Raw genomic sequence first — 23,755 nt, 5'->3', positions numbered from 1 at the left:
GGTCGGTGGGGTGTTCGTGAACAACTTCGTTGTTCCGGGTACGACTCCGCCGGTTGATCCTCCGGAGGTGTGTGATCCGGCGACGCAGCTGTGCACGACGCATCCGGTGAAGGTTCCGGGGTTCACGGTCGCGAAGGCTGCGGATCCGGTGTCGGGTACCAATGTTGCTGCGGGTCAGACGATCACGTATACGGTGACCGGTTCCAACACGGGTAACACGACTCTTGATCCGGTGGTGTTGACCGATGATCTGTCGAAGGTTCTCGACAACGCGGTGTTGGTGGACGGTTCGCTGAAAGCAACTGTCGACGGTGTCGACGCGACTGCTCCGACCCTGTCGGGTACGACGCTCTCGTGGACTGGCGTTCTCGAGGCCGGTAAGTCGGTTGTTCTGACCTACCAGGTCAAGGTCAATGCCGGTGTTGCCGGTGGCACGTTGATCAACAACAAGGTCACTGGTACTGCGAAGCCGCCGACGGGTCCGGAGATCACTCCTCCGCCGGTGACGACCGAGCATCCGGTGAAGGTTCCGGGGTTCACGGTTGCGAAGGCTGCGGATCCGGTGTCGGGTACCAATGTTGCTGCGGGTCAGACGATCACGTACACGGTGACGGGTGCGAATACGGGTAACACGACTCTTGATCCGGTGGTGTTGACCGATGATCTGTCGAAGGTTCTCGACAACGCGGTGTTGGTGGACGGTTCGCTCAAGGCAACTGTCGACGGTGTCGACGGTGCTGCTCCGACCCTGTCGGGCACCACGCTCACCTGGACCGGTGGATTGGAAGCTGGTAAGTCGGTTGTCCTGACCTACCAGGTCAAGGTCAATGCCGGTGTTGCCGGTGGCACGTTGATCAACAACAAGGTCACTGGTACTGCTAAGCCGCCGACGGGTCCGGAGATCACTCCTCCGCCGGTGACGACGGAGCATCCGGTTCTGTCTCCGAAGATTGCTGTGGTGAAGTCTTCTGATCCGGTGTCGGGTTCGAATGTTGTTGCCGGTCAGGACATCAAGTACACGCTCACGTTCACGAACACCGGTAACGGTGCGGGTGAGGTCGCGCACTTCGATGATCTGCGTGGTCTGCTCGATGATGCTGATCTGGTTGCGGGCAGCTTGAGTGCTGATGCTCCGTTGACTGCTGCGATGGTCGGCACGGATGGTTTCTCGGTGACGGGATCCCTTGCGGCCGGTGAGAGCAAGACGGTGACGTACACCGTCACGGTCAAGGCTGATGCCGATCGCGTTGCGGCGAATGCCGACAACACGGTGCTCAACTTCGTTGTTCCGGGGACGACTCCTCCGGTTGATCCTCCGGAGGTGTGTGATCCGGTGACGCAGCTGTGCACGACGCATCCGGTGAAGGTTCCGGGGTTCACGGTTGCGAAGGCTGCTGATCCGGTGTCGGGTACCAATGTTGCTTCTGGTCAGACGATCACGTACACGGTGACGGGTGCGAATACGGGTAACACGACTCTTGATCCGGTGGTGTTGACCGATGATCTGTCGAAGGTTCTCGACAACGCGGTGTTGGTGGACGGTTCGCTCAAGGCGACTGTCGACGGTGTCGACGGTGCTGCTCCGACCCTGTCGGGCACCACGCTCACCTGGACCGGTGCATTGGAAGCCGGTAAGTCGGTTGTCCTGACCTACCAGGTGAAGATCAACGACGGTGTCGCCGGTGGCACGTTGATCAACAACAAGGTCACTGGTACTGCGAAGCCGCCGACGGGTCCGGAGATCACTCCTCCGCCGGTGACGACCGAGCATCCGGTGGATGGCACACCCGCGATCGAGGTACTGAAGTCCTCTGTTCCGTCCACCACGAACCGTGTGGTTGGCGGCCAGGAGATCACGTACACGCTCACGTTCAAGAATGTGGGCACCGCGGATGGTGAGATCAGTTTCTACGACGATCTGACCGATGTTCTCGACGATGCAGTAATGACGAAGGATCCGGCTACCACTTCCACGCTGGTTGTTTCGGGTGTCGTCGACAACGTCTTCACGGTCACCGGAAAGCTGGCCAAGGGTGAGAGCGCGACGGTGACGTACACCGTCAAGGTCAATCCTGAGATCGGAACGTTGTCAGGTCCCGGATTCACTCCGGGCGTCCTGAACAACTACCTGGTGGTTGGTGGCGAGAACCCGCCGGTGGACTGTGTCCCGGGCGACGCTCTCTGCACCGAACACCCGATAGACCCGCCGGAGACCACCACTACGGTGCCGCCGACGACCACCACGACGCCGCCGGTCACGACGGAGCCCTGTGTTCCTCCGACGACGACCACGCGGATGGTTCCGACGACAACGGTTGCGACGACGACGGCTAGCGCGATCACTGCCGGTGACGCTGATGTGACCGGTACGGAGGAATCCACCACCGCGGAGGAGACCACCACAGAGGAGACCACGACAGAAGAAGTTGTCGCGGAAGAGATTGTGGATCCGTGTGGCGTGACGACAACGACGCCGCCGACGACAACGCCGCCGGTCACGACAGTTCCGCCGACCACGACGGTTCCGAACACGACGGTGCCGAACACGACGGTGCCGGTTACACCGACGATCATCATTCCCCCGATCGTCGTTGTGCCTCCGATCGTCGTACCGCCGACGGTTCCGGGTCAGCCGGTTCCGAGCACGGTTCCGGGACAGCCGAAGCCGCCGACAGCAAACCCGGGTCAGCCGGGTCAGCCGAAGCCGTCTGCTCCTCAGGGCGGGACGATCAACTCGGGTGGTGGCGCTGGTGAGAGTGGCGTGAACACCGGGTTGCTCGCAGCAGGTGGATTGGTTCTGCTGCTGGCGCTGGGAACGGGTGTTGTTCTCCTGACGCGTAAGCGTCGCGAGGACGGTGACAACTGATTCTCTTGAGAATCTGAGGTAAACGACGTGGGGCAGATCGCAGAGTATGCGATCTGCCCCACGTCGTTTACATGTGTGTTACGAGCCGAGCCGAGATCCGTCCTTCTTCCAGGCTGCAACTACCGACGGGCGAGGCTGGGCGGAACCACCGTCGGGCCAATGGGATGCGGGGCTTTCGATGCTGGCGTCGTCGGTCTCGCCGGGGTGCTGGACGCAGACGATGACGCGCTTCTCGTCCACGATGGGGCCGCAGGTTTCGGCGCCGACGGGAACGGTGAGGAACTGCTTTGTCTCACCGCGGTTTTCGCCTTCGAGGACAACGCTGAACAGCCCGTCGTTGGACTTGAGTGCGTTGCCGTCGGTGGAGATCCACAGATTGCCGTGCGGGTCGAAGGCAAGGTTGTCCGGGCATGAGATGGGGCTGACCTTGCTCTTGTCGAACCCGCCGAAGTAAGTATCGGCTGTGGCCGGATCTCCGCAGACGAGAAGAAGATTCCAGCCGAAGGTGGTGCCGGCGTGGTCGTCGGTGATTTCGAGGACCTGGCCGTTCTTGTTGTTGTTCCTCGGGTTCGCCTCGTCGGCCGCGGCGCCACCGTCGACTCCGCGCTTGGTGTTGTTGGTCAGTGCGACGTAAACCTTGCCGCTCTTCGGGTTTGCCTCGAAGTCCTCGGGGCGATCCATCTTCGTTGCCTCGACCTTGTCACCGGCCTGGCGGGTGAAGACGGCGACCTCTTCGGCGCTCATACCGTCTACCAGCGATTCGCCCTTGCCGTCTTCGCCGGTGCGCAGGATGGCTACCCACTCGCCGGTTCCGTCGAACTTGCCGTCCGACGGAAGTTTGCCGCTGCCGTCGATCTCGCCGGCGGAGTTTCCGCTGAGCTTTGCGACGTACAGTGTTCCGGCGTCGAGCAGAGTCATGTTGTGGCGCATGGCTGCTTGACTCTTGCCGTCCTGCATCTTTCGGCTGGAGACGAACTTGTACATGTAGTCGAAGCGCTCGTCGTCGCCGCTGTAGGCGACGACGGTGCCGTCCGCCGTGATGTAAATGGTGGCGGCTTCGTGCTTGAAACGTCCGAGCGCTGTGTGCTTGATCGGAGTCGACGACGGATCCCAGGGATCGATCTCGACGACGTATCCGAATCGGTTGACCTCGTTGGGTTCTGCGACCAGATCGAACCGCTTGTCGAAGCGTTCCCACTTGCGCTCGGAAGCGGCGCCGGCAAGACCGTAGCGCTTCAGTCGCGCTGCGACCGTGGGATCGGTGACACCCTCGGCGTTCGCGAAGTACTGGTTGAAGTTCTCTTCGCCGGAAAGCACTGTGCCCCAGGGGGTGACGCCGCCGGCGCAATTGTTGAGGGTGCCGAGCACTTTGGTTCCCGTGGGATCGGCACTCGTCTTGAGGAAGTCGCTACCTGCAGCGGGGCCGGTCACGACAAATTCCGTGGTTCCGGTGATGCGGCGGTTGTTCGATCCGATCTCCGGTACGAGCTTGCCGTTGTCGGATTCGCCCTTGACCTGGACGACCGACAGTCCGTGGCTGGCGAGGCCGATCTTGAACTGCTCCTCGGTCGGGTTCTCCGCATCGTAGCCGCGGAACATCGCCGGCTCGGTGGAGTATTCGTGATTGACCACGAGTAGGTAGGTGTTGGGCTGCCCGTCGACCGGGAGCAATCCGGCGAAGTCGTTGTTGAATCCGAACTGCAGTTCCTGCGCTGCCGCGGTCTGCTTGTCGAAGTCGAAAGCCGGGGCGCCGGCGAGAACGGCGTCACCCCAGCGAATCACGACGGCTTGATCGTATCCGTCAGGGACGGTGACCTTGTCTTCCTTGTTGGGCGCGACAGCGCTGAAGTTCGTCCCCGTTGGTGTCGATCCGCCGCTGCTGCCGCTCGTCGAACCGGTTCCCGGTTCCGCACTTGCGGATTCGTCCGAACACGCGACGAGGGCGCTGCCCGCTCCCACCGCGAGGACTGCCATGCCGCTGCCCCGGAGCAAGCCGCGACGACTCAGCGCTGTGCGTGCGATGTCGCGGAAGTACTCGCCGCCCGAGGTGTTGGGGACCTCGTGAGAGCACGCGTTTCCGCACTTGTACTGGCAGGTGATCGACGCGCGCGCAGACACGCCGTCGTGTTTGACGAACAAGGCCAAAGGCTTGATAGCCACCGTGAACTCCCGAGATTCGATGTACGGACTTCGGGAACCGTAGAAGCTCTAAGCAAGGGTAAAGGAACGTAAAAATGAACGGCAAAACAACGAGGTGACCCTTACCCGCGGTTTACGACGCGTCCCCGCGGGGACGTCGCATGACATTTGTCATCGCTGATCCGTGACGGTGTCACCGCAGGTGATGACGCAGTGCACTGTTTTCGGCTCTGACTTCCCGCGAAGCTTGGATGCATGAGAGAACCACATGAGGGAAGCCTCCTGACGGACCTGATGGACATCGGACCCGCACCCACGATGGGCCGCGAACTTGTTGTGATCGTCGTGAATATCGCGATCATCGGAGTGCTGTTCGCGATCATCGGCTCCAATCCCGTGTTCTGGATTCTTGTTGCCGCTCTCGCTGTCTATGCGGGTATCCGATTCGTGATCGGACTGCGCGGCTGGAACCGAGCGGAGGCGCAGCGATGAAGGGCGATCCCGTGATCGACGTAGTCGGAATGTCGCGGCGTTACGGCTCCGGTAAGGAGGCGTTCGATGCTGTTCGCAATCTGGATCTGAGTGTTCAGGAAGGCGAGCTGTTCGGCCTCCTCGGAACCAATGGTGCCGGCAAGACGTCCACTCTCGAAGTGATTCAGGGTCTTTCACGATCCAGTGCCGGAACGGTGCGCGTTCTGGGCATGGATCCGGTGCGCAACCGCAAGCAGATTCGCCCGTCGCTTGGCATCATGCTCCAGAAGGGTGGCTTGCCCCAAGACCTGACTGCTCGTGAGAGTTTGGCGATGTGGGCCGGAACCTGCTCGAATCCGCTGCCCGTGGACGAGGTGCTCGAGCGCGTGGACATGCGTGACCGTGGTGATACCCGCGTGAAGTTCCTCTCGGGAGGTGAGGCGCGGCGACTGGATCTGGCGTGCGCGATCATCGGCCGGCCACTCGTCCTGTTTCTCGACGAGCCGACTACTGGTTTGGATCCCGAAAGTCGACGTAACACTTGGCAATTGATCGCTGACTTGAAAGCGTCGGGCGTCACCATCATGTTGACGACGCATTACCTGGACGAAGCCGAGTCCCTGTGCGACCAGTTGGCGATCATGCACCGAGGATCGGTGGTGCGCAGCGGAACCGTGGCGGACGTCGTTGCGGATCATCCCGCCCAGATCAAACTGCACCGTCCCGGTCTTCCGCTCCCGGCCCTGGCCGGCGCCGAGGTACGCGTCGAAAACGATCTGGTGGTGATCACCACTCGCACAGTGCAGGAGACGCTGACGGAACTGCTGCTGTGGGCACAGCACAACAACATCCTGCTGACCGGCCTGGATGCCCGCGCGGCATCCCTGGAGACCGTATTCCTCTCCATTGCAGACCAATTCGATCATCACGCAACTCTCGAAGGAGCGTCGGCATGAACCGCATAGCAACCCTGTCTCGTTCGGAGTTCACGCTCCTGGGACGAAATCGACTGTTGCTCTTCAACGCAATCGTCCTCCCGTTGATCTTTCCCGTGGGGATGCTGTACCTGTCGCGCGATGGCGGGTTGTCCGACAAGTCGGTGTCGGCAGGCCTCGAGGTGTTTGCACTCTTCCTGCTCGTGTTCGTGGTCTTCTACAACCTCCTGTCGGTGTACGCGACGCGTCGTGACGAGTTGGTTCTCAAGCGACTACGGACAGGGGAATGCAGCGACGCCGAGATCCTCGCGGGCCCGGCAGTGCCGTCGTGGGTTCTCACCGGCCTGTTGACGGTGGTGATCGGAATCGCCGTGATGGTTCTGGGCGGTAGTGCTCCGGTCAATCCGGTCCTGGTGCTGGTCGCGGTGATCGGCGGCGCCGCGCTCTTCACGGCGCTGGCGTTGATCACTTCGGCTGTCACGCGAAATGCAGAGGCGGCGCAGATCACCTGCATGCCGATTCTGATTCTGGCGACGGCAGGTATGTCCTCGATCAGGAATGTCGTGCCGGACAACGTTGCTCGCATTCTCGATTTCACTCCGCTGGCCGCAGTAGTGGACCTTCTCAATCTCGGATGGCTGGGGCGGACCACTGGCGAACTGGCTGATCTGGGCGATGCGCCCGGTGCGGCAGCGGGATTTGTCGACACCTTCGGTTCGGCTGCGCAACCGCTGTTGGTCATGCTGGCGTGGATCGTCGGTTCGGTTCTGATCGCGAACGTCCACTTCCGCTGGGAACCGCGTTCGTAGAACTCTGAGAAGGTAGTGGGCATGATCGCGCAGAACTTCGGACGCTGGAATCCGAGACGGACGTGGCGAACCGCGTCGAACGTCGACAAGGTTCGCCTCTACACGCGGCAATCGTTCATCATGGTCGCAGTGGTTTTCGGTGGCTTCGGTGCGGTCACCGAGATAGTTGCGGATCGGTACCTGTCGGGTGTCTTCCTCGGAATCAGTGCCGTTGCGTGCGTCATCGCCGTGTCTCGGATGCCTGATCTGGGCGGAGTCGTGGCCAAGCCCGTCCAGATTCCTCTTGCCGTGATGACGTTGTCGGCGTTCTGCTCGGCGGGAATTGCCTTGGGAAGCAATGGCGAGAACGGCCCGTACTTCTGGCTGGCGGCAATCCTTGTCGTGCCCCTTGCGGGGTTGACGTCGTTGCGCTGGCTGATCGTGGGCTCGGTGGCCGCCGGGGTTGTACTGGGACTGCTTGCGGGTCCGGAAAGCGGCGTGTCCGTCGGAATCGTCGCCGCCTTCATGGGGCTGACCGTCTACATGTCGGTGTGGCTGCTGCGGATGGTCACCGAATTGGACGAGGCACGCGGAGCCGCTGCCGCTCTGTCCGTCGCCGAGGAACGGTTGCGATTTTCACGCGATCTCCATGACGTCGTCGGGCGGGCACTGTCTGCAATTGCGGTGAAAAGTGAACTTGCAGCTACTCTTTCACGACGCGGCGACGATCGTGCCGCCGCGCAGATGGACGAAGTACGCGAACTTGCGCAAGATTCACTCGACGAAGCGCGCGAGTTGGTTCGGGGATACCGGTCCATCGCCTTGGCGTCCGAGCTGGCCGGTGCGCAGTCTCTGCTCGAGGCCGCCGGAATCTCCACTGCGATACGTGGATCGGCAGATCAGCTGCCGGTGGAACTGGCCGAAGCTGCCGCCTGGGTCGTCCGTGAAGGCGTCACCAACATTCTCCGGCACTCCAGTGCCGAGAATTGCAGCATCGAAGTGTTCGCGGACGGCGTCGTGATCGCCAACGACGGCGCACGGATCGCAGAGCCGAACAACGGAACCGGCCTGAACGGATTGCGCGAGCGCGTCGGCGCCGTCGGAGGAATTGTCGAAACCGTGCAGGACGAAGATCGCTTCACCCTCACCGCCCACTTTCCGTCCCGAACGAAGGAGTCTCGGTGACCGAGCCGATCAAGGTACTGCTGGCCGACGACGAGAACCTGATCCGCTCGGCTCTGGCCATGATGTTGTCGCTCGAGGACGACATAGTTGTCGTCGCGGAAGCCGAATCCGGCGAGGATGCCGTGGTCGCTGCTGCAAAACATCAACCTGACGTAGCCGTGCTCGACCTTCAAATGGCAGGTATCGACGGCATCGAGACGGCGCAACAGATTGCGCAGACGGTCTCGGGGTGCGTCTCGATCATCGTGACGAGCCACGGGCGTCCCGGGTATCTGAAGAAGGCACTGTCAGCAGGCGTCCGAGGATTTCTGCCGAAGACGACGCCTGCGGCGACGCTCGCCGAGGTGGTCCGCAGCGTCCACGCGGGCGGGCGGTACGTCGATCCGTCGTTGGCTGCCGAGGCGATCGGCGCCGGCGACTCACCGCTTACTCCGCGCGAAGCGGACGTACTCGAGTACGCGGCCGACGGAGCATCCATCGAGCAGATCGCTTCCCGGGCACACCTCTCGGCAGGAACCACCCGGAACTATCTGTCGTCAGCTGTCACCAAACTCGGTGCAGCCAACCGGCACGAAGCAGCGGTGATCGCCCGCCGGCAGGGGTGGATTTAGGGCCCTCGGCCCCGTGCGCCTTTCTGGTTGCGGGCACTACCAAAAAGGCGCACAGGGCCGAAGGCCCCGCGATGTCGAGAATCCCCGACTTGCTTCGTCCCTGTAGTGAAGTGCGACCAGAATGGGTGGCACCGACACAGAGGAGATTCACGATGGCCAAGTACTTGCTGCTCAAGCACTACCGCGGCGCTCCGGCTGCAGTCAACGACGTGCCGATGGACCAGTGGACGCCGGACGAGATCACTGCCCACGTGAAGTACATGCAGGACTTCGCGGATCGGCTCGAGAAGGCGGGCGAGTTCGTCGACGGTCAGGCTCTCGCTCCTGAGGGCACCTTTGTCCGGTACGACGGTGAGGGTCGCCCGCCGGTCACCGACGGTCCGTTCGCGGAAACCAAGGACCTCATTGCCGGCTGGATGGTGATCGACGTCGACAACTACGACCGTGCCGTCCAATTGGCCGGCGAGCTCTCGGCCGCGCCCGGCGCAGGCGGGAAGCCGATTCACGAATGGCTCGAACTGCGCCCGTTCCTGACCGAGCCGCCGACCATCACGGACTGAAACCTGTCATGGACGACGCCCTGCTTCGGAGTCTGACTCCGAGCGTGCTCGGCATCCTCGTCCGCCGCGGAGCAGATTTCGCGTCGGCCGAGGACGCCGTGCAGGACGCTCTGCTCGAGGCGGTCAGGACCTGGTCGGACAACCCGCCGCGGGACCCGAAGGGCTGGCTGGTCACGGTGGCCTGGCGGCGGTTCCTCGACGGGATCCGGTCGGATGCGGCTCGTCGCAAGCGGGAGTTTCTGGTTGACGAGCAGCCAGGCGAGCGGCCGGTCAGCGGGTCGGTGCCGGGCGTGGACGACACACTCCAGCTCTACTTTTTGTGCGCGCACCCGTCGTTGACGCCGTCGTCCGCCGTCGCACTCACGCTGCGCGCTGTCGGCGGGCTGACCACCCGCCAGATTGCGCGGGCCTACCTGGTGCCCGAGGCGACTATGGCTCAGCGCATCAGCCGAGCCAAGCGCACGGTCTCCGGCGTCCGGTTCGAGCAACCCGGCGATGTCGCCACCGTCCTGCGTGTCCTCTATCTGGTCTTCAACGAGGGGTACTCCGGCGACGTCGACCTGGCTGCCGAGGCCATCCGGCTCACCCGGCAGTTGGCGGCCGCGATCGATCACCCCGAAGTCGCAGGGTTGCTCGCACTGATGCTGCTCCATCACGCTCGTCGAGCCGCGCGAACTGCCGCGGACGGCAGTCTGGTTCCGCTAGCCGAGCAGGATCGCAGCCGGTGGGACACCGATTCGATTGCCGAAGGAGTCGCAATCCTCCAGTCAGCTCTCGCCCGCGACCGGCTCGGTGAGTTCCAGGCCCAGGCCGCCATTGCTGCACTCCATGCCGACGCTCTCACAGCAGACGAGACCGACTGGGTGCAGATCGTGGAGTGGTACGACGAACTCGCAGCCTTGACCGACAGCCCGATCGTCCGGCTCAACCGAGCGGTGGCCGTCGGCGAGGCAGACGGACCACGCGCCGGATTGGCAGCTCTTGCAGCGCTGGACGATTCACTTCCACGCCATGCCGCAGTCGAGGCCTATCTGCGTGAACGCGACGGAGACCTGGAGACGGCGGCGAGGTTGTATGCCGATGCAGCGCACAAGGCATCCAACCTCGCCGAACGTGACCATCTGATGCTTCAGGCGTCGAGGATCAACGCCCGTCGATCTCTGAAGCGTCCTGGGTTAGAGAACCTGTGACAGGAACGCCTGCAGTCGATCTGTCTCGGGATCGTCGAAAAGCTGTTCCGGAGTACCGGTTTCGACAACGGCGCCGCGATCCATGAACAGCACCTTGTCGGAAACGGAACGCGCGAAACCCATTTCGTGCGTCACGACGACCATGGTCATGCCGGACTTCGCGAGATCGGCCATCAATGCCAGAACACCCTTGACCAGTTCGGGGTCGAGAGCTGATGTCGCCTCGTCGAAGAACATGACCTCGGGCTTCATCGCCAGGGCGCGGGCAATGGCGACGCGCTGCTGCTGACCACCCGAAAGGTTGCCGGGCCGCGAGTCGGCCTTCTCCCTGAGCCCCACCAGATCCAGCTGCTCGAGCGCGAGCGCCCGAGCTTGCTCCTTCGACAAACCCTTGAGCTTGTTCGGCCCGAGTGCGATGTTCTCGGCGACGGTCTTGTGTGGGAACAGGTTGAAGTGCTGGAACACCATGCCGATCCGCTGGCGTAGCTCGTCGGGGTTGTCCTTCAGGACGGACTTCCCGTCGAGCAGCACGTCACCCTGCTCGGGCTCGTGCAGACGGTTCAGCACGCGCAGGAGCGTCGACTTGCCCGAACCGGAGGGCCCGATGACGGTGACGGTGTTTCCGGCGTCGACGTGCAGGTTGACGCCGCGAAGCACCTTGTTGGTGCCGAAGGACAGATGCAGGTCCTTGCCGGTGAGCGATACGGACTTCAGTTCAGAGCTGGTGGTCATGTCTTCAGCCCCTTTCCACGACGATGGCCTGCTCGAGCGGATCCAACGTGCCTGAAGTGTCGGCGCGTCCGGTCCGGAGTCGGTTGTCGATGTAGTTGACGAGGTGCGTCAGCGGGATGGTCAGAGCAAGGTAGAACAAGCCTGCCGCAACGAGCGGGGACAGGCTGCCGGTCTGGGCGTTGAGATCACGTCCGACGGCAAAGAGTTCCCGCTGGGTGACGAGCAGACCGAGGAAGTAGATCAGCGACGAGTCCTTGATCAGCGAGATGAACTGGTTCATCAACGCCGGCAGAACGCGTCGTACACCCTGCGGGATGACGACCAGCGACATGGACTTTCGGTAGCTGAAACCGAGGGCACGTGAAGCCTCGAGCTGTCCGGACTCGACGCTCTGGATTCCGGATCTGAAGATCTCACCGATGTATGCCGACGCGAGCAGTGACAGCGCCGCGACACCGAGCCAGTACGGATTGCTACCGGTGATTCCCTTGACGATCGGTCCGACGCCGAGCCCGATGATCAAGATGATGACGACTGCGGGCAGGCCACGGAAGATGTCGGTGTAGACGCGGGCCGGCCAGCGCAGCCAACGGGTGCGCGAGATACCGGCGACAGCGAGCAGCATGCCGAGGATCGTGCCGATGATGCCGGACGCGAGCGCAAGGATCAGGGTGTTGGGAAGACCGGTCTTGAGGAGATCGGGGAATGCCTTCTTGTACAGATCCCAGTCGAAGAACGTGTCCTTGAGCTGTTCGAGCGTCGACTTCGGTTGGTACGACGCGGTATCGCCACCGTCGCCGTTTGCTGCGTTTTCCGCGGCAATGGCTGCGAAGTCGGGCAGTTCCGGAGTGGCCGCGGCCTTGGATCCGGGCTTCCAGCCTTCAGGGAGTTGGCGCGGTACCCAGTCGGCGTACAGCTGAGACCAGGTTCCGTCGTCGATGACTGCGTCGAGGCCGGAGTTGAGGGCGTCGATCAGGGGCTGGTTTTCCTTGTTCACCGCCCAGCCGACGAAGTTGTTGACCGAGAAGGTGTTCTGGATGATCGAGGTCGGATCACCGGGAGCGATTGCACCTTCGGCCTGCTGAGACGGAGCTACCCAGGCGTCGATCTGTCCGGACTTGAGGTTCGCGTACGCCGTGGCGTAGTCGGGAAACTTCACGGGATCGAGCTTGAGCGTGTTCACGACGTAGTCGTCCTGCACGGTTCCCTGTACGACGCCGATGCGCTTTGATGCGTCCAGGTCTCCGAAGCCGGTGATCGGGCTGCCGTTAGGCACGACGAGGGAGAAGTATCCGAAGTCGTAACCGTTGGTGAAGCCGACGGTGTTGCGACGGTCGTCCGTGGTGGTGATGGACGACGAGCCGACGTCGAAGCGTCGACCGGCAACCTGGGCGAGAAGCCCGGCGAACTCGGTGCCGACGAACTCGACCTTCAGGCCCAGCTTGTCCGCGACGGCCTTCAGCAGCTCGTTGTCGTATCCGGTGTACTGATTCTCGGAGTTGACGCAGATGCTCGGGGGCGCGTCACCGAGCGTGCCGACCGTGATGACCCCGGGTTTGATCAGATTCAGCTTCGAGGTGTCGATCTGATCGACCGGGGTGACGGTGGCCGTGGTGTAGCGGTCTTCGGCGCCCGCACCCGCTGCCGCGTCCAGATTGGTGGGCGCCGCGGTTGCAGCTCCCACTCCTGGAGGTGCACACAGGTCTGTGGGGGCTGCCGACGAATCCGAGCCACTCGAGCACGATGACAGAGTCAGCGCCAGGAGGGCAGTGAGGAGCAGTGCCACCACCAGGCGGATCTTCGCTGCGACGGAAGAAAACATGCGTGCAGCGTAAACCTAAGGGTAGCCATTTCTCCGTGTAGAACTGTTGACAGTTTTCGGACAAGGGGCCGTTGCGCTGCGGGCATGCCTTCAAATCAGCGTGATTTTAAGTATCGCCAGGTCGGGGAATCTCGTGCCGAAGAGATCGGCGTCAGCGGACGGGTGCGAGTTCGACGCCCGACGGAGGTACCAGGCGACGCAGCGTTCCGTCGAAGCCGGTGACGTAGAGCGCCCAGCCGTCGCCGTCCTGTCCTATACGCACTGAACTCGGCCCGTTCCACCCATTCGACAGACCCGAAGCGACGACGCAGGAAGTGCCGGTTTCAGGGTGTACGCGATAGATCGAGCCTTCGACGTGAGCAGCGGCGTAGAGCATTCCATCCTGCGACATGGTCAGATCGTCGAGTCCGGGTATCAGGCTCGGGACCGTCGCTACAACTGTCCACGCGTCAGGGGTATCCAAGGGCACTCGAATGATCTGACCGGTGAACAGGTCATCGGTGTACACGGCTCGATGATCCGGACTGAGCGCGAGTCCCTCCGAACGCGGCACTGTCGACCAATTGGGAACGACGGCTCCGGAGTCGTGCAGATAGCGCGAGACGCCCTTTGGCGGACCTCCTTCTGTTCCGACCCACGTGGTCAGCAGATCGCCGTCGGGAAGCCGGAGCAGGCCGTTGCCCGCGAAGTCGACGGGTGCGGACAGCTGATCCGTCGAGGTGTCCAGGTGCAACAGCTTGCCGTCCTGTCTGGTGAGGAAGGACAGCCTCGAACCGTCGAGTTGCAAACCGCCAGGGGCAGCCATGTCGTCGAGGACAGTTCGTACCTGTCCTGCGGCGTCGACGTGATAGATCTTCGACTCGCCGGAGAGGTAGAACCCGCCGTTGTCATCGGGCTCGAGGTTTTCGAGCTGTTCCAACCCTTGCGCTACGGTTTCGACCCGCCACTCGCCGCACATCGGCGCGGTTGTCCAGGTTGCCTCCGCCGGCGTCGCCGCAGCCACGGTCCCGGCTGCGATCGCCGCGACGATCAACAACGCCCGAGTTCGGTTGCGTGATACCCCCATTGCGCACAACTTACGGCAAACCGGACCAATATCAAACGGTCTGGTCGGTATAGCCGACGCCCAGGGGGTCGCTCCAGGTGGTCCACACGTCTGGCCCGAGTTCGATCTCGGCTGTGGTGAGTAGACACGCGTCGAGTTCTCGGTGCAGTCGAGACGGGTCGATGGATTGGCCGATGAAGACGAGTTCTTGTCGGCAGTCTCCGACGGGTTCTTCCCACTTGTCGAGGATTCCGTCACGACGGTAATCGTCGGCCGGCCACTCGTCACGGGGTAGAAACTTCCACCAACGGCCGACGTATCCGTGGCGAATGAGATGACCGGCCTGAGAAATACTCCCGATCTCGGTGAACCGGCCGGCATTCCAGTAGTAGCCCTTGGCCCGAAGTAACTTTCCGTTGGTCCACTCGCTGCTGAGGAAATCATGCAGCCGTTGGGGGTGGAAGGGTGCGCGCTCGCGGTACACCACCGAACTAATTCCGTACTCTTCGGTTTCGGGGATGTGTTCACCTTGGAGTTCTTGTAACCATCCGGGGGCCTGTGCAGCCTTTTCGAGTGAGAACAAACCGGTGTCGAGAATCGTGTCGAGTGGGATGCGACCGAGCGTCATCGGAACTATCGCAGCGGATGCGTTCAAAGAGCGCAGGACTGCGGTCAATTCGACCAGGTGCTGGTGCGAGACGAGATCGGCCTTGCTCACCAGGATGACGTCGGCAAATTCGATCTGATCGACAAGCAGATCCGCGATGTCTCGTTCGTCTTCCGGGGCATCGGCTTCGACGCGGCCCCCAGCCGTGTAGTCGCGCAGAAAACTGTGGCCGTCGACGACGGTGACCATGGTGTCGAGTCGGGCGACGTCGGCGAGGGCGTGGCCGTCGGTATCGATGAATGTGAACGTCTCTGCGACGGGCAGCGGTTCGGAGATGCCCGAAGATTCGATGAGTAGGTAGTCGAATCGGCCATCGGCGGCCAAGGCACTGATCTCGGAGAGAAGATCCTCTCGCAGAGTGCAGCAGATGCAGCCGTTGGTCATCTCGACCAGTTTCTCCTCGGAGCGACTGAGCGAGATCTCACGCTCGACTTCTGCACTGTCGATGTTGATTTCGCTCATGTCGTTGACGATCACCGCGACCCGCCGACCCTCTCGATTTCGCAGGATCTCGTTGAGTAGTGTCGTCTTCCCGGCGCCCAGGAAACCTGACAGCACCGTGACCGGAAGTCGTGTGTCGACCATGATTTCCAGTGTCCTTCCGAATGAGAGAATTGCTGTGATCAGGCGGCGGTCACGCGAAACGCTGTGATCGCGTGACCGCCGCCCGGAATGTTGGACGATCAGGCCGCAGGCTCGAGGTAACCCTCGAAAAGGTCGACTACGACGCTGCCGCCGTCGGTGTCGCTACCGAACAATTCCTCGGCGGCGAACTTCACGTGGTACGTCGGTTCTTCGCCGGCGTCGTTGCGCCCGTGGCCGATTGCGTCGGGAAACGGCCACTTCTCGCTAGTCCGATGAGAGATGGTTCCCACTCGTCCGCGGCAGTACGCAGGCATTCGAATATGCCCCGGAACGTACTCGTCGCGCACGCGTACTCGCTGACCGATTTCGAAGGTGGTCGTCTCGACGGGTGCCGGACGCCCTTCGGATTCGCTGGGCCGCGACAGTGGGAACGGTCCCCCTGCAAGGCTTTCGAGTTCTTCCTGCGTCAGGATTCCCTTTTCGACCATCAGTGTCGCGACGCCGATGACGTACCTCTCGTAGTACGGGGTCATCATGTAGTGGCGTGGTTCCATCCGCTCGACGACGTATCGAACTTCGTCGACGCTGAATGCCCCGAGTTCGGCGACACCGGCGAACATCAGGCTGTACGGCAGGTGTTCCCACTCGGCGTGGAAGGTGGGGCCGATGTCGGCGTTGACGGTATGCGGGACTTTGCCGAAGCCTTGAACTCCGGCAAGATCGTGTACTCCATCCATGGTGTGCTTCTTTCTTGTCGGGGTGATCAGACGGTGGGGACCTGCGGGACTGCGACGCCGATCAGGCAGTCCTTGGTGACGATCTCTTGAAGCTGTTCCTGGCTCCAGCCTTCGGTGCCTGCGGGACGTTGCGGGAGAACCATGTAGCGAGTTTCGGCGGTGGTGTCGTAGACGCGGATCTCGACGTCCGACGCGATCTCGGTTCCCATCTCGGAGAGAACCTTCCGTGGCTCACGCACCACTCGCGCACGGTATTCGAAACTCTTGTACCAGGTAGGGGGCAGGCCGAGAATGGGCCACGCGGTGCATGAACACAGCGAGCACACGATCACGTTCTTGAGGGTCGGGGTGTCTTCGACTGCCACGATGTATTCGCCCTGGGGGCCCAGATATCCGTACTGGGCAACCGCGGCGGTACCGTCGGTGAGAAGCAGTTGCCGGAAATCGGGGTCGGTCCAAGCCCGCGCGACCAATTCCGCTCCGCGCCTTGGACTGAAGTCCTCCTCGAAGGTCTTCTTCCATCCCTCGACGTAACCGTCGGGTACCAATCCCTTACCGTCGAGTGCGCGGAACAGGGCCCACGCGCGATCGGAGACCGGCGCGTGGGCCGGTGCGGCGTTCTCCGTTGTGTGGTCGATCGTTACTGACATCTGGTTCACCTTTTCTATGCGGGCTGATCATGTGTGAATCGGTGGAATTTGTTGTGCAAGTGCGGATACAGAACTAGGTGAGGCTGAGTTGTGGTGCAGAGTCGGAGATGTGGTCGGCAGGCGTCGGAAACGCGCCGCGAAGCTTTTCGAATGCGCGCCCGACCCGGAGGACCGTCGCATCGTCGAAGGTCTTGCCGGTGATCATCATTCCGACCGGAAGCCCGTTCACCAGGCCGGCGGGAACGGACAGGGACGGGTGTCCGGTCACGTCGAATGGTGCTGTGTTGGCGATCATCCCGAGAGCCTTCGTGATGAAGGTTGCACGATCCACGTCGTTCGCCGGCAATTCGGATGCGACGTAGGGCAGTGTGGGCATCACCAGGACGTCGAATTGTCTCAAGGCAGTGTCGTAGGCGGCGCGGGCGAGCGGTACGAGGTTCCGGGCTTTGCCGTAGCTCGCGCCGCCGAGGGTGGTGATGCCGTGGTGGCCGGTCAGGGCCACCAGTTTGACGGTTTCGGACAGAGCGTCGGCGTGCTGAAGGCGTCGAGAAGCAAAGTGTGCCATCAGTTCCGGATCGTACAAACCTTCGGCGTTCATGCCGTATCCGTTGCCGTCCAACATCTGGTAGGCACCACCGTCCGTGGCGATCACGTTCCAGATGTGGAAAGCATGTAGGTGCCACGGGATGTTTACTTCCTCTACCGTGCAACCGATTTCGGCCAGACTGTGTGCCGCTGTGCGGACTGCGTCGTCGACCTCGGGCTGTGAGACCGCGTGCCCGAAACCTTCTCGAACGATCCCGATTCGCAGACCATCCACATCGGAGTCGAGGGTGGACAGATAGTCACCTGCTTCGACGCTGTCGGCTTGGCGTGGGTCGTTACCGTCGCGACCGGCGATGACCGAGAGCATCAGTGCGGCATCGTGGACCGTGCGTGTGATCGGGCCGAGATGGTCGATTGTTCGCTCGATGGGAAATGCCCCGGTATACGGGACGAGCCCGAACGTCGGCTTGTGTCCGACGACGCCGCAGAATGCCGCCGGGATCCGGATCGATCCGCCCTGATCCCCGCCGATGGCAAAATCGACGTCACCGTTTGCGACGAGAGCCGCACTGCCACCGGATGATCCACCTGCTTCACGCTGTGGGTCCCATGGATTGCGGACCGGTCCGCTTGCCGGTGTGAAGCTCGAACCGGAGAAACACAGGTCCTCACACACAGCTTTGCCCGCGACGGTTGCACCGGCCGCCAGTAGTCGAGTGACCACAGTCGCGTCGCGAGACGGAGTGAACCCCTCTACTGTCCGAGACCCGTTCATCATCGGAACTCCGGCCACGGTCACGTTGTCCTTGATCGCCACGCGTCGGCCGGTCAGGACGCCGTCCGACGTCGGCGGGATGCTTGTGGTCACATACCAAGCGCTCAAAGGATTTTCGCTCGCTGTTGGCACCGTGTGCTCACGTGACGTGGTCGGCGGGGTTGCCTCGTCGGCGTACAACTGGTCGACGACGTCGTAGGAGCCCAGTGCTCCGTCGATCAGTGCCGGCCACTCGAGCCGGGCTGACTGGTCGAGAGTGATGCCGTAATGCCTTGCGGCGGTGTCTATTGCATTGTCGTCAGGTCGGATTGTCGCCATGAGAAGTGTGCTCCTGATGTGATCGGCTTCACTTGTCTTTCAGACTAGGGCCGGATCCATAATTGCGTCAATAGGTATCGACATATTGACTCGTTAAGTTCGGGTTACGCGCGCTCAGAGAGAGCGGGGGTACAGGCGCCCACGGCGTGATTCAGCGAGCAGAATCGGTCGATGCAGTGGAACGCCGTTGTTCGTAGAGCTTTTCGATGTCGTGACAAGCTGCCGAAGTACTGTTTCCGGATCGCCTGCCGACGTTCGTTCGACTGCGCGTGCGTAAGCGACGATCGCTTCGTATGTTGTCTCCGACAGGGAACTGAGCGGAGGCAGGAGTTCGTTCGAGCTCGCGCTGTATCGCTTTTCGAGGTCGTGATCGCCGGCTGCGGATTGAAAGTAGCCGAATGCCGCCCAGACTCCGTCGGCATCGGAATTGCCGATGAGCTGCTGAGTGGCCTCGTCGAGGACCAATGCAAACGTCCGCGTGGTGGCCCGCAGTCCGTGCTGGGCGCATTGTCGTTCGAAGAAGACCTCGTCATGGCCCACCAGGGTGGAAAGAATCAGTTCGGCCCCGGAGTCGGCTATCGACTCGATGATGCGTGAGAAGTCGGTTGTCCCCAACGGTACGTAGACTTCGCCGGCCACCGAACCTGTGGATTCGGCGATCACACGCCGGGCCGCCCAATGCGCTCCGAACGACCACGAATACTGCTGGCCGACCAGGAACCAAGTGCGAGAACCGGTCTCGGACATCATTGCGGGTATACCTGCTCGCGTCTGGTCGAGTGGTCGCTCACCCAATCGAAGGACTCCCGGACGCGATCGACCTCCCTCGTTGAGAACTGTGTGCACCAACAGCACACCGGTGTTCTGCAATGCAGATGCAGCGGCATTGAAGGTCGACGATGTCACGCACGCGAAAACGGCGCGACATCCGCTTTTCACCAATCGCAGTGCGGTCGCCGCTCCGGCCGCCGAGTCGGAAGCGTCATCGCCGATCACCAAGTCGACGAGAACGCCGCCGATGCCGCCGTCGGCATTGATTTCTTCCACGGCCAGGGCTGCGAGTGTTTCTGTCGCCTGGGCGAATACAGCTGCCGGGCCGGATTTGCTGACCAGCAGCCCGATCCGATGTCGGTCGGAACGCGGAGGTTCGGGTGGAGCGAATCCGCGCTTGTTGGCAAGCCAGGAAATGCCGTCCTGATCGAGGCTGGACTCGAGAACGATCCGGGTCCCGGCGCCGTCGGGAAAGAACCGGATCGTCAGGCGGCCGCGCCACGGTTGGTGGTGCACGATCACGACCGATCGGCCCCGCTTCACGCCGGCGACGTATCCCAACAGCGTGATCGGCATTCCGACTGGATCTGCGCGTGCGCCGTCGCCGACGGGAAGGGAGATGGCGGCAGCGGCCCCGACCGTCAGTTGCTCACATTCGAGTTCGAGCAGTTGCCCCGTTTCGAGGCGCTCGAAGGCTGACCCTGGTGGGTCGGTCGTCACGATCTGTGCCGTTACGGAGAGACCTGGCACGTTCTACTTCCTGCCTGAAATAGGTGCTGGGGCTCAACAAGGCCTCACGCTCGGCGACGCACCGATGCGACGTCTGAATCCTCAGTCGCAGTGGCCGGCAACTCGGAGGCGTTCGAACCTGCTTCCAGCGCTCGCCCGAGGACGTCGCGCAGGAACTGGAGTGCATCGTTGGCGGGCCCCGATGGATCTATCGAGAACAGGCGATGACGTCCTTGACGCCGTTCGACGATCACGCCGGACAACCGCAGCGCCTTGAGATGTGTGGATACCGTGGTGCGACCGACCGTCGAAATTTGATCGCTGATGAAGCCCGCGTTGCACTCGCCGTGTGTAGCCAGCGTGTCGAGAATCTGTCGACGCACTTGGTCGGCCAGCACAGCAAACGCCAACTCTTCGTTTCGTTGAGTAGTCACTGTCTGCTGTCCGCGCTTCCTCGATGGTCTCTACTGAGATATGTCGACACCCGTCAACATATCTCGAGTTGCCTCCGAGGGAAAGAATGTGGCCGAAGATTGCCGGCGACTTCGGTCAGTGCTCGGCGGTGATCACCGCGTCGCGCAGCATTCCGGTCCCGGGATGGCAATTGATGTACTCGTAGAGCTGATCGGCGGCATCGAATACCGAGACCTCATGGTAGAGACGCAATTTCGACAGGCCCTCGGCCACCCGGAAGAACGTCGTGAAGATCCGTAGATGGGTCGGGTGGGATTCCGACCACCGTTCGAGTTGGTCGAGGGAGGCCCAGTGGCCGATGTTGTAGCTCAAGTCGAGGAAGTTTCCGTCGATGTCGATATTGCGTACGAATCGGTTGCTGTAGCACCCGACGGCCGGGCCGTTGTCGCGGAGGAAGTCCATGCCCGATTGAAGAGTGGGCAGGATTTCGTCCAGGTAGAGGCTGCGCTCGTCTGCTTCCGCGTCGGCCCAGTCCTGCCCGGACCTGATCAGTGCGATGTTGTCGTGTCCCCGCACTACTACGCGTCCACCTACGGCGGGGTCACCGGCGACGACCCGTAGTTCGCCCGAGGCCTGCATCCAGTCGGTTTGGGAGATCGGAAACCGCTCGCGCATCGAACCCCAGTAGCCGTGCTCGTTGATTTCGCCGCTGACACCGTCCATGACAGCTCCCACTCCGGGGAGGTCGTCTTGGAACGCGTAGAGCGTTTCGAATTGTTCGGCTCTCGGTGCCACGATCTCGCGGAAGAACCCCAATCCGTCCGACAGGCGGTCTTCGGACTCCCACCAGGAGGATACTGGAGGTGATGCGCTCCAACGATGTTGGGAAGAAACATCTTTCCAGTAACCGACCACGATCAGGTTCTCGTAGCCCTGGTTGTCGATGTGATGGGTGAGATCGTGGTGTGCCGGTCCGTCCGGCAAGTCGAAGCCGGCGACGATATCCCGCATCGCCCGCAGTGCTGCCGGGCGCTGATCCTCGCCGCGGAACTGCACGCCGAGATAGCCCATCACGACCTGGTGCAATGTGTCGTCTGCGCGCCCGACCCACATGGGAAACGGTGGCGTATAGGTATCCGGGACCCGCCTGGTCAGAGTGCGCGGGCATTGAAGGTGTTCGCCGATTGCAGATTCCATGAGTGCTCCCTGTGATGTAGGTGGTCGAATCGGGTGCCTGGCACTTGGCAACGCCGTGCCGAAAATCTACGCCCGCTCAGCCGAGCAAACTTGGCCGTCAGCGCCCGATGCTTGGCCTACCGTGCCAAGAATTGTGGATACGCTTCGGCGACAGAAAATTTTGAACACCATGTTCAATGGGTAAGTGTCCGAAGATGTTACAGATCAGCGGGTAGTACTTGTGGGGGCCGCTGCTTGCGACCGGTACCGCCGCGGGCTGATCCCGAATTCCGCCTTGAAGGCTCGACTGAAGGCGGCCAGGTCGGTGAATCCCCAGCGGTGAGAAATCTGGGTCAGCGACCGCTCTACTCCGTGTCGTTGCACGATCTCACGACGGCAACCGTCGAGTCGACGGCTGCGAATCGACCGTGACACCGTCGTGCCGTGTTCGGCGAAGGCTCGGTGCAACTGCCGAATGGAGACTTTGACCGATCCCGCGATGTCCACCGGAGACAGGGCCGGGTCTGCGATGCGGGCGTCTATGACCGACAGGGCGGATTCGTAGAGGCTGGTTCGCCGCGAGGTGATCGGTCGCGCAGTTGTGTGAAGAACGGACTTGACCAGGTTGCCGATCTCGTTGACGACTTCCTCTTCGTCTCCGCTTGCGTCGGACGTCATGCGGACGGAGGCAAGATCGTGAAGAAAGCGACCGAGCAGGCCACTCAGGCCCGCGTGTCCGTCGAAGGCGATGGCGGTCAGGCTCGTGACCTCCGCGTCGCTGAGCGACAGGTACGACCGTGGCCAGGTGAACACCTCGAGTCCCCAGATGCCGTCGTGTGCGTGTCCCTCGATCTGCCAATCGAAGGGGCGCGTGGTGTCGTACAGGACGTAGTCGCCACGTCGCAGGACGCATTCGCGGTCGTCTTGGCGCACTACCGCGCTACCGCGGCGGATCATCCCGATCTGCAGATAGTCCGCGCCGTCGCTTTTGATGAGGCTGTTGCTACGGACTATTCGTTGTTCCATCGATTGAACTGCGGATACCCGAACGTGTGCGAGTTGGGCCGAGTGGACGGCCCCGCTGAATCGATCGCCGTCTCCGATATCGGATACGTCGAGCGCGACAAAATGCTCGCGCAACAAATCTGCCCAGTCGCCCGTGAGAGTCGTGCGTGTGGGCAGGGAGAAGCCGGATCGCGCGAGCATTGCAGGGCGCCTCCTCGCAGAAAAGCCGAAGTTCTCGGGTGCTCGATGTTCAGAGAGTAATCCCGCACATCGGACATGTCGATAGGAGTCGACATGTCATCACGTCGGGAGAAATTGTTTGCCATACAAACAACGCCGAGTTATTGTTTGTCATACAAACAAGTAGGAGTTCGTGATGGTCACCGAGTCAGTTCCCGCAGCGCGCGCGACGCGTGAGTCGGGCAAGCAGACGCGCATGGCACTGTTCAACGCTGCAACCGAGCTCTTCCTCGAGCACGGCGACAGCGTCTCCATCGCGCAGATCTGCACGGCCGCCGGCGCCCATCCCAACCAGGTGACCTACTACTACGGCTCCAAAGAAAAGCTCTTCGTCGAGGTGGCGTGCGCGGCCGTTCTGCGCGCAGGCAAGCGTGCCGAGGTCGATGCCGCCGACGCCGACACGGTCGGCGATTACACCGAGAAGCTGGTCGGATCCCTCCTGGGCGCGGGCGCTCCCAGCGTCGAACTCTTCGTGGAAGCGATGATGATGACGGGTCGTCGTGGTGAACTCCGCGACCTGATCTCCGAAACGCTTCGCACTCTGCACTCCTCGGGCGAAACCGCCCTCCTCCGTACCTTGATCCGCACCGGCTGGCAGCTGCGCGCGGGCATCGACGTCGAGTCCAAGGCCTTCTGGTCTGCGATCTTCGGCCTCGTCATCCAGAAGACTGCCACCGGCGAGAGCTTCGGCTACTCCCTCGAGGAGGCGGTTGCCGTCATCTTCGCCACCCTCCAGATACCCGACGCCGTACTCAACAGCTCGATGGAATGAACTCTCTTCGAGCGTGATTCTCCGAC

The 23,755-nt window shown here is 62.1% G+C and carries 21 protein-coding genes; 9 read left to right on the top strand and 12 right to left on the bottom strand.

Features of this window, described 5'->3' with window-relative positions; all coding sequences use genetic code 11:
• Positions 1-2,866: DUF7927 domain-containing protein (locus AC1Q6C_RS09465; protein WP_492666548.1), on the top strand; the 2,866-nt coding region annotated here is incomplete at its 5' end.
• A gap of 78 nt (positions 2,867-2,944) precedes the next feature.
• On the opposite strand, the gene AC1Q6C_RS09460 is transcribed toward AC1Q6C_RS09465, so the two are convergent.
• On the bottom strand, positions 2,945-5,026 hold the full coding sequence (locus tag AC1Q6C_RS09460; RefSeq protein ID WP_492666547.1) for a PhoX family protein: 2,082 nt from the start codon (positions 5,024-5,026) through the stop codon (positions 2,945-2,947).
• Positions 5,027-5,260: 234 nt separating this feature from the next.
• Here AC1Q6C_RS09460 and AC1Q6C_RS09455 point away from each other — a divergent pair, with 234 nt between their 5' ends.
• The 7 genes from AC1Q6C_RS09455 (at position 5,261) to AC1Q6C_RS09425 (ending at position 10,745) form a co-directional block, all read left to right on the top strand.
• On the top strand, positions 5,261-5,497 hold the full coding sequence (locus AC1Q6C_RS09455) for a hypothetical protein (RefSeq protein WP_228401538.1): 237 nt from the start codon (positions 5,261-5,263) through the stop codon (positions 5,495-5,497).
• Positions 5,494-6,432 (top strand): ABC transporter ATP-binding protein, encoded by a 939-nt coding sequence (locus tag AC1Q6C_RS09450; protein ID WP_054828431.1) that lies wholly within the window; start codon positions 5,494-5,496, stop codon positions 6,430-6,432. Before AC1Q6C_RS09455 ends, AC1Q6C_RS09450 begins: the two co-directional genes overlap by 4 nt.
• Positions 6,429-7,220, top strand: coding sequence for an ABC transporter permease (locus AC1Q6C_RS09445; protein WP_003946064.1), 792 nt, complete (start codon positions 6,429-6,431; stop codon positions 7,218-7,220). Before AC1Q6C_RS09450 ends, AC1Q6C_RS09445 begins: the two co-directional genes overlap by 4 nt.
• Before the next feature lie 21 nt (positions 7,221-7,241).
• Positions 7,242-8,384 carry a sensor histidine kinase gene (locus AC1Q6C_RS09440; RefSeq protein ID WP_007735262.1) on the top strand — a complete coding sequence of 381 codons (1,143 nt, stop codon included), beginning with the start codon at positions 7,242-7,244 and terminating at the stop codon, positions 8,382-8,384.
• On the top strand, positions 8,381-8,995 hold the full coding sequence (locus tag AC1Q6C_RS09435) for a response regulator transcription factor (RefSeq protein WP_003946002.1): 615 nt from the start codon (positions 8,381-8,383) through the stop codon (positions 8,993-8,995). The genes AC1Q6C_RS09440 and AC1Q6C_RS09435 overlap by 4 nt, the downstream gene beginning before the upstream one ends.
• A 152-nt stretch (positions 8,996-9,147) precedes the next feature.
• On the top strand, positions 9,148-9,555 hold the full coding sequence (locus tag AC1Q6C_RS09430; protein WP_003945999.1) for a YciI family protein: 408 nt from the start codon (positions 9,148-9,150) through the stop codon (positions 9,553-9,555).
• Between the two features lie 8 nt (positions 9,556-9,563).
• Positions 9,564-10,745 carry an RNA polymerase sigma factor gene (locus AC1Q6C_RS09425; protein ID WP_042450653.1) on the top strand — a complete coding sequence of 394 codons (1,182 nt, stop codon included), beginning with the start codon at positions 9,564-9,566 and terminating at the stop codon, positions 10,743-10,745.
• On the opposite strand, the gene AC1Q6C_RS09420 is transcribed toward AC1Q6C_RS09425, so the two are convergent.
• From AC1Q6C_RS09420 to AC1Q6C_RS09370, 11 genes are all read right to left on the bottom strand, one after another.
• Complete coding sequence (locus AC1Q6C_RS09420; RefSeq protein WP_003946070.1) at positions 10,731-11,477, bottom strand: amino acid ABC transporter ATP-binding protein; 747 nt, start codon at positions 11,475-11,477, stop codon at positions 10,731-10,733. The genes AC1Q6C_RS09425 and AC1Q6C_RS09420 overlap by 15 nt on opposite strands.
• Before the next feature lie 4 nt (positions 11,478-11,481).
• A complete protein-coding gene (locus AC1Q6C_RS09415) occupies positions 11,482-13,299 on the bottom strand; it encodes an ABC transporter substrate-binding protein/permease (RefSeq protein WP_003946057.1) in 1,818 nt (605 codons plus the stop codon).
• 151 nt (positions 13,300-13,450) lie between these two features.
• Positions 13,451-14,365 carry an SMP-30/gluconolactonase/LRE family protein gene (locus AC1Q6C_RS09410; protein WP_042450651.1) on the bottom strand — a complete coding sequence of 305 codons (915 nt, stop codon included), beginning with the start codon at positions 14,363-14,365 and terminating at the stop codon, positions 13,451-13,453.
• Between the two features lie 31 nt (positions 14,366-14,396).
• A complete protein-coding gene (zigA, locus tag AC1Q6C_RS09405) occupies positions 14,397-15,596 on the bottom strand; it encodes a zinc metallochaperone GTPase ZigA (protein WP_042450649.1) in 1,200 nt (399 codons plus the stop codon).
• A gap of 98 nt (positions 15,597-15,694) precedes the next feature.
• The gene (gene nthB, locus AC1Q6C_RS09400; protein ID WP_042450645.1) at positions 15,695-16,333 is read right to left on the bottom strand and encodes a nitrile hydratase subunit beta; all 639 of its coding nucleotides are present in this window, start codon (positions 16,331-16,333) and stop codon (positions 15,695-15,697) included.
• 26 nt (positions 16,334-16,359) lie between these two features.
• Positions 16,360-16,983 carry a nitrile hydratase subunit alpha gene (nthA, locus tag AC1Q6C_RS09395; RefSeq protein ID WP_492666546.1) on the bottom strand — a complete coding sequence of 208 codons (624 nt, stop codon included), beginning with the start codon at positions 16,981-16,983 and terminating at the stop codon, positions 16,360-16,362.
• Positions 16,984-17,056: 73 nt separating this feature from the next.
• A complete protein-coding gene (locus AC1Q6C_RS09390) occupies positions 17,057-18,622 on the bottom strand; it encodes an amidase (protein ID WP_269613919.1) in 1,566 nt (521 codons plus the stop codon).
• Between the two features lie 114 nt (positions 18,623-18,736).
• Positions 18,737-20,143, bottom strand: a complete 1,407-nt coding sequence (locus AC1Q6C_RS09385) for a substrate-binding protein (protein WP_054187255.1) — start codon at positions 20,141-20,143, stop codon at positions 18,737-18,739.
• 44 nt (positions 20,144-20,187) lie between these two features.
• The gene (locus AC1Q6C_RS09380) at positions 20,188-20,556 is read right to left on the bottom strand and encodes an ArsR/SmtB family transcription factor (RefSeq protein ID WP_007735244.1); all 369 of its coding nucleotides are present in this window, start codon (positions 20,554-20,556) and stop codon (positions 20,188-20,190) included.
• Positions 20,557-20,671: 115 nt separating this feature from the next.
• Positions 20,672-21,733: an aliphatic aldoxime dehydratase gene (gene oxdA, locus AC1Q6C_RS09375; protein ID WP_064075482.1), complete on the bottom strand. Its 1,062-nt coding sequence runs from the start codon at positions 21,731-21,733 to the stop codon at positions 20,672-20,674.
• 204 nt (positions 21,734-21,937) lie between these two features.
• Positions 21,938-22,918, bottom strand: a complete 981-nt coding sequence (locus AC1Q6C_RS09370) for a helix-turn-helix domain-containing protein (protein ID WP_047270147.1) — start codon at positions 22,916-22,918, stop codon at positions 21,938-21,940.
• A gap of 175 nt (positions 22,919-23,093) precedes the next feature.
• Here AC1Q6C_RS09370 and AC1Q6C_RS09365 point away from each other — a divergent pair, with 175 nt between their 5' ends.
• Positions 23,094-23,729, top strand: a complete 636-nt coding sequence (locus AC1Q6C_RS09365) for a TetR/AcrR family transcriptional regulator C-terminal domain-containing protein (RefSeq protein WP_042450632.1) — start codon at positions 23,094-23,096, stop codon at positions 23,727-23,729.
• Positions 23,730-23,755: the final 26 nt, after the last annotated feature.

The sequence above is a fragment of the Rhodococcus sp. MT28 genome, from assembly GCF_058792695.1.
Note: the sequence above shows the minus strand (reverse complement) of the source record. Positions and strands in the feature narration are given on the sequence as shown.

Bases quoted from the DNA above. Each gene is read 5' to 3' on its own strand.
- AC1Q6C_RS09415 (WP_003946057.1), bottom strand. From the start codon at position 13,299: ATGTTTTCTTCCGTCGCAGCGAAGATCCGCCTGGTGGTGGCACTGCTC.
- AC1Q6C_RS09365 (WP_042450632.1), top strand. From the start codon at position 23,094: ATGGTCACCGAGTCAGTTCCCGCAGCGCGCGCGACGCGTGAGTCGGGC.
- AC1Q6C_RS09410 (WP_042450651.1), bottom strand. From the start codon at position 14,365: ATGGGGGTATCACGCAACCGAACTCGGGCGTTGTTGATCGTCGCGGCG.
- AC1Q6C_RS09445 (WP_003946064.1), top strand. From the start codon at position 6,429: ATGAACCGCATAGCAACCCTGTCTCGTTCGGAGTTCACGCTCCTGGGA.
- AC1Q6C_RS09390 (WP_269613919.1), bottom strand. From the start codon at position 18,622: ATGGCGACAATCCGACCTGACGACAATGCAATAGACACCGCCGCAAGG.
- oxdA (WP_064075482.1), bottom strand. From the start codon at position 21,733: ATGGAATCTGCAATCGGCGAACACCTTCAATGCCCGCGCACTCTGACC.
- AC1Q6C_RS09450 (WP_054828431.1), top strand. From the start codon at position 5,494: ATGAAGGGCGATCCCGTGATCGACGTAGTCGGAATGTCGCGGCGTTAC.
- AC1Q6C_RS09420 (WP_003946070.1), bottom strand. From the start codon at position 11,477: ATGACCACCAGCTCTGAACTGAAGTCCGTATCGCTCACCGGCAAGGAC.
- nthB (WP_042450645.1), bottom strand. From the start codon at position 16,333: ATGGATGGAGTACACGATCTTGCCGGAGTTCAAGGCTTCGGCAAAGTC.
- AC1Q6C_RS09455 (WP_228401538.1), top strand. From the start codon at position 5,261: ATGAGAGAACCACATGAGGGAAGCCTCCTGACGGACCTGATGGACATC.
- AC1Q6C_RS09430 (WP_003945999.1), top strand. From the start codon at position 9,148: ATGGCCAAGTACTTGCTGCTCAAGCACTACCGCGGCGCTCCGGCTGCA.
- AC1Q6C_RS09440 (WP_007735262.1), top strand. From the start codon at position 7,242: ATGATCGCGCAGAACTTCGGACGCTGGAATCCGAGACGGACGTGGCGA.
- nthA (WP_492666546.1), bottom strand. From the start codon at position 16,983: ATGTCAGTAACGATCGACCACACAACGGAGAACGCCGCACCGGCCCAC.
- zigA (WP_042450649.1), bottom strand. From the start codon at position 15,596: ATGGTCGACACACGACTTCCGGTCACGGTGCTGTCAGGTTTCCTGGGC.
- AC1Q6C_RS09425 (WP_042450653.1), top strand. From the start codon at position 9,564: ATGGACGACGCCCTGCTTCGGAGTCTGACTCCGAGCGTGCTCGGCATC.
- AC1Q6C_RS09370 (WP_047270147.1), bottom strand. From the start codon at position 22,918: ATGCTCGCGCGATCCGGCTTCTCCCTGCCCACACGCACGACTCTCACG.